At 57.5% G+C, this 5380-nt stretch carries 3 rRNA genes; all 3 read right to left on the reverse strand.

Annotated elements, in window-relative coordinates:
- Window positions 1-10: 10 nt before the first annotated feature.
- The 3 genes from rrf to B0E54_RS31930 all read right to left on the reverse strand — a co-directional run bounded on the left by rrf (window position 11) and on the right by B0E54_RS31930 (window position 5220).
- Window positions 11-127, reverse strand: a 5S ribosomal RNA gene (rrf, locus tag B0E54_RS31920).
- 87 nt (window positions 128-214) lie between these two features.
- Window positions 215-3323, reverse strand: a 23S ribosomal RNA gene (locus B0E54_RS31925).
- A 382-nt stretch (window positions 3324-3705) separates the two neighbouring features.
- A 16S ribosomal RNA gene (locus B0E54_RS31930) occupies window positions 3706-5220 on the reverse strand.
- Together the 16S, 23S and 5S rRNA genes form the textbook arrangement of a ribosomal RNA operon.
- Window positions 5221-5380: the final 160 nt, after the last annotated feature.

A 5380-nucleotide genomic window follows, 5' to 3' on the forward strand; every position in this document is an offset into this window, starting at 1 on the left:
CTGGAAGATTGTCCGGCGGTGTCCTACTCTCCCACACCCTCACGAGTGCAGTACCATCGGCGCTGGAGGGCTTAGCTTCCGGGTTCGGAATGTAACCGGGCGTTTCCCCTCCGCCATGACCGCCGTAACTCTATGAACATATCAAACAACCCCGGCACACAATGTCACGGGTGTTCGCTTGTTCAGAGTTGCACAGTGGACGCGTAGCAGCTTAGTAGTCAAGTCCTCGGCCTATTAGTACCGGTCAACTGAACCCGTTACCGGGCTTACATTTCCGGCCTATCAACCCAGTCGTCTAGCTGGGGGCCTTACCCCACAAGGTGGGTGGGATACCTCATCTTGAAGCAGGCTTCCCGCTTAGATGCTTTCAGCGGTTATCCCTTCCGAACGTAGCTAACCAGCCGTGCCCCTGGCGGGACAACTGGCACACCAGAGGTTCGTCCGTCCCGGTCCTCTCGTACTAGGGACAGCCCTTCTCAAGTATCCTACGCGCACGGCGGATAGGGACCGAACTGTCTCACGACGTTCTAAACCCAGCTCGCGTACCGCTTTAATGGGCGAACAGCCCAACCCTTGGGACCTGCTACAGCCCCAGGATGCGACGAGCCGACATCGAGGTGCCAAACCATCCCGTCGATATGGACTCTTGGGGAAGATCAGCCTGTTATCCCCGGGGTACCTTTTATCCGTTGAGCGACACCGCTTCCACTCGCAAGTGCCGGATCACTAGTCCCGACTTTCGTCCCTGCTCGACCTGTCAGTCTCACAGTCAAGCTCCCTTGTGTACTTGCACTCAACACCTGATTGCCAACCAGGCTGAGGGAACCTTTGGGCGCCTCCGTTACCCTTTAGGAGGCAACCGCCCCAGTTAAACTACCCACCAGACACTGTCCCTGAACCGGATAACGGTCCGAAGTTAGATACCCAAATCAACCAGAGTGGTATTTCAAGATTGCCTCCACCCATACTGGCGTATGGACTTCACCGGCTCCCACCTATCCTACACAAGCTAATTCGAGTACCAATGTCAAGCTATAGTAAAGGTCCCGGGGTCTTTCCGTCCTGCCGCGCGTAACGAGCATCTTTACTCGTACTGCAATTTCGCCGGGCCTGTGGTTGAGACAGTGGGGAAGTCGTTACGCCATTCGTGCAGGTCGGAACTTACCCGACAAGGAATTTCGCTACCTTAGGATGGTTATAGTTACCACCGCCGTTTACTGGCGCTTAAGTTCTCCGCTTCGCCCCGAAGAGCTAACAGGTCCCCTTAACGTTCCAGCACCGGGCAGGCGTCAGTCCATATACATCGAATTACTTCTTCGCATGGACCTGTGTTTTTAGTAAACAGTCGCTTCCCCCTGCTCTCTGCGGCCATACAACGCTCCACCCGCGCGGGGCTTCACGTCTCCGGCCCCCCTTCTCCCTAAGTTACGGGGGCAATTTGCCGAGTTCCTTAACCACAGTTCGCCCGATCGCCTCGGTATTCTCTACCTGACCACCTGTGTCGGTTTGGGGTACGGGCCGCTAAGAACTCGCTAGAGGCTTTTCTCGGCAGCATAGGATCACTGACTTCACCTGAATCGGCTCGGCATCACGTCTCAGCCCTAGTGTGTCGCGGATTTGCCTACGACACGGCCTACACGCTTACCCCGGCACAACCACCGGCCGGGCTCAGCTACCTTCCTGCGTCACCCCATCGCTTGACTACTACCCATCAGGTTCCCACGCTCCCTCAGCTCAGTCCGAAGACCTCACCAAGTTCGGGTGGTTAGCACAACGAGGTTCATCAGGGACGCTCTTTCGCGGGTACGGGAATATCAACCCGTTGTCCATCGACTACGCCTCTCGGCCTCGCCTTAGGTCCCGACTCACCCAGGGCGGATTAGCCTGGCCCTGGAACCCTTGGTCATCCGGCGGAAGGGTTTCTCACCCTTCTTTCGCTACTCATGCCTGCATTCTCACTCGTGCCGCGTCCACAACTGGGTCACCCCGCTGCTTCACTCGCGGCACGACGCTCCCCTACCCATCCACACACCTGCACAAGGAATCAAGTCCAAGCGAGGTTAAAATGTGAATGCCACAGCTTCGGCGGTGTGCTTGAGCCCCGCTACATTGTCGGCGCGGAACCACTTGACCAGTGAGCTATTACGCACTCTTTAAAGGGTGGCTGCTTCTAAGCCAACCTCCTGGTTGTCTATGCGACCCCACATCCTTTTCCACTTAGCACACGCTTAGGGGCCTTAGCTGGTGATCTGGGCTGTTTCCCTCTCGACTACGAAGCTTATCCCCCGCAGTCTCACTGCCGCGCTCTCACTTACCGGCATTCGGAGTTTGGCTGATTTCGGTAAGCTTGTGGGCCCCCTAGACCATCCAGTGCTCTACCTCCGGCAAGAAACACGCGACGCTGCACCTAAATGCATTTCGGGGAGAACCAGCTATCACGGAGTTTGATTGGCCTTTCACCCCTAACCACAGGTCATCCCCCAACTTTTCAACGTTGGTGGGTTCGGCCCTCCACGCGGTCTTACCCGCGCTTCAGCCTGCCCATGGCTAGATCACTCCGCTTCGGGTCTAGGACACGCGACTGAATCGCCCTATTCAGACTCGCTTTCGCTACGGCTCCCCCACACGGGTTAACCTCGCCACATGCCACTAACTCGCAGGCTCATTCTTCAAAAGGCACGCCGTCACCCCGCAAGGCTCCGACGGATTGTAGGCGAACGGTTTCAGGTACTATTTCACTCCCCTCCCGGGGTACTTTTCACCATTCCCTCACGGTACTCGTCCGCTATCGGTCACCAGGAAGTATTTAGGCTTACCAGGTGGTCCTGGCAGATTCACGGCAGATTTCAGGGGTCCGCCGCTACTCGGGAACACCCACAGAAGGTCAGCAACTTTCACCTACCGGACTTTCACCGTCTACGGTCAGCCATTCCAGACTGTTCGACTAGCCACTGACTTTGTAACTCCTCGAACAAGTGTCAGCTTGTTCAGTAGGGTCCCACAACCCCGACCACGCAACCCCTGACAGGTATCACACGCAGCCGGTTTAGCCTCAATCCGCTTTCGCTCGCCACTACTCACGGAATCACTAATTTGTTTTCTCTTCCTACGGGTACTGAGATGTTTCACTTCCCCGCGTTCCCTCCACACACCCTATGTGTTCAGGTGTGGGTGACACCACATGACTGGTGCCAGGTTTCCCCATTCGGACACCCTGGGATCACAGCTTGGTTGACAGCTCCCCCAGGCCTATCGCGGCCTCCCACGTCCTTCATCGGCTCCTGGTGCCAAGGCATTCACCGTTCGCCCTTGACAACTTGACCACAAAGATGCTCGCGTCCACTGTGCAATTCTCAACAAACGACCAACCCACAACCCGAACAGCCCCACACCAAACCCGATCACCGACCGGCGGTATGTGAGGCCAGGCCATGCCTGGCAGACTCCCAGCCCCCACAAGGGAGGCTGGCCAAGTCTCTGAAACAACAACCATCGGTTGTTCTTTCAGGACCCAACAGGGTGCTTACATTTCCCCCCAGCCGCACCAGAAGCATCCGTTCCCACCACCCCAAAGGGTGGCTGTACTAGGCGCCGCCGGCCGTTGCCAGGGCAAAACTTGCCAGTGTCTCCGCCATTCGAGCACCCCACCACCACATTCGGGCGGTGCGGGCTCCTTACCGACTTTCGTCGGAAGGTGCTCCTTAGAAAGGAGGTGATCCAGCCGCACCTTCCGGTACGGCTACCTTGTTACGACTTCGTCCCAATCGCCAGCCCCACCTTCGACGGCTCCCTCCACAAGGGTTGGGCCACCGGCTTCGGGTGTTGCCGACTTTCGTGACGTGACGGGCGGTGTGTACAAGGCCCGGGAACGTATTCACCGCAGCGTTGCTGATCTGCGATTACTAGCGACTCCGACTTCACGGGGTCGAGTTGCAGACCCCGATCCGAACTGAGACCGGCTTTTTGGGATTCGCTCCACCTCACGGTATCGCAGCCCATTGTACCGGCCATTGTAGCATGCGTGAAGCCCTGGACATAAGGGGCATGATGACTTGACGTCATCCCCACCTTCCTCCGAGTTGACCCCGGCAGTCTTCGATGAGTCCCCGCCATAACGCGCTGGCAACATCGAACGAGGGTTGCGCTCGTTGCGGGACTTAACCCAACATCTCACGACACGAGCTGACGACAGCCATGCACCACCTGTGACCGCCCCCGAAGGACCCCCCATCTCTGGAGGTTTTGCGGCCATGTCAAACCCAGGTAAGGTTCTTCGCGTTGCATCGAATTAATCCGCATGCTCCGCCGCTTGTGCGGGCCCCCGTCAATTCCTTTGAGTTTTAGCCTTGCGGCCGTACTCCCCAGGCGGGGCGCTTAATGCGTTAGCTGCGGCACAGGGAACCGGAGAGGCCCCCCACACCTAGCGCCCAACGTTTACAGCGTGGACTACCAGGGTATCTAATCCTGTTCGCTCCCCACGCTTTCGCTCCTCAGCGTCAGTATCGGCCCAGAGACCCGCCTTCGCCACCGGTGTTCCTCCTGATATCTGCGCATTTCACCGCTACACCAGGAATTCCAGTCTCCCCTACCGAACTCTAGCCTGCCCGTATCGACCGCAGGCTTGGGGTTGAGCCCCAAGTTTTCACGGTCGACGCGACAAGCCGCCTACGAGCTCTTTACGCCCAATAAATCCGGACAACGCTCGCGCCCTACGTCTTACCGCGGCTGCTGGCACGTAGTTGGCCGGCGCTTCTTCTGCAGGTACCGTCACTCTCGCTTCGTCCCTGCTGAAAGAGGTTTACAACCCGAAGGCCGTCATCCCTCACGCGGCGTCGCTGCATCAGGCTTCCGCCCATTGTGCAATATTCCCCACTGCTGCCTCCCGTAGGAGTCTGGGCCGTGTCTCAGTCCCAGTGTGGCCGGTCGCCCTCTCAGGCCGGCTACCCGTCGTCGCCTTGGTAGGCCATCACCCCACCAACAAGCTGATAGGCCGCGAGCCCATCCCAAGCCGAAAAACTTTCCACCCACAGTCATGCGACCACAGGTAATATTCGGTATTAGCCCCGGTTTCCCGGGGTTATCCCAAAGCTTGGGGCAGGTTGCTCACGTGTTACTCACCCGTTCGCCGCTCGAGTACCCCGAAGGGCCTTTCCGCTCGACTTGCATGTGTTAAGCACGCCGCCAGCGTTCGTCCTGAGCCAGGATCAAACTCTCCAACAAAAAATTAGTTGAACAGCTATCCCGACAACAAACAAATGTTGCCAAAGGAATCCCAACCAGCCAAACCATAAAGGCCTGACCAGTCCGGGGTATAAATCATAATTGGCACTGGCTTTACAAGCACCCTGTTGAGTTCTCAAAGAACAACCACACACCGATC

The organism is Micromonospora sp. MH99 (assembly GCF_021442385.1).
Classification (GTDB): Bacteria; Actinomycetota; Actinomycetes; order Mycobacteriales; family Micromonosporaceae; genus Micromonospora.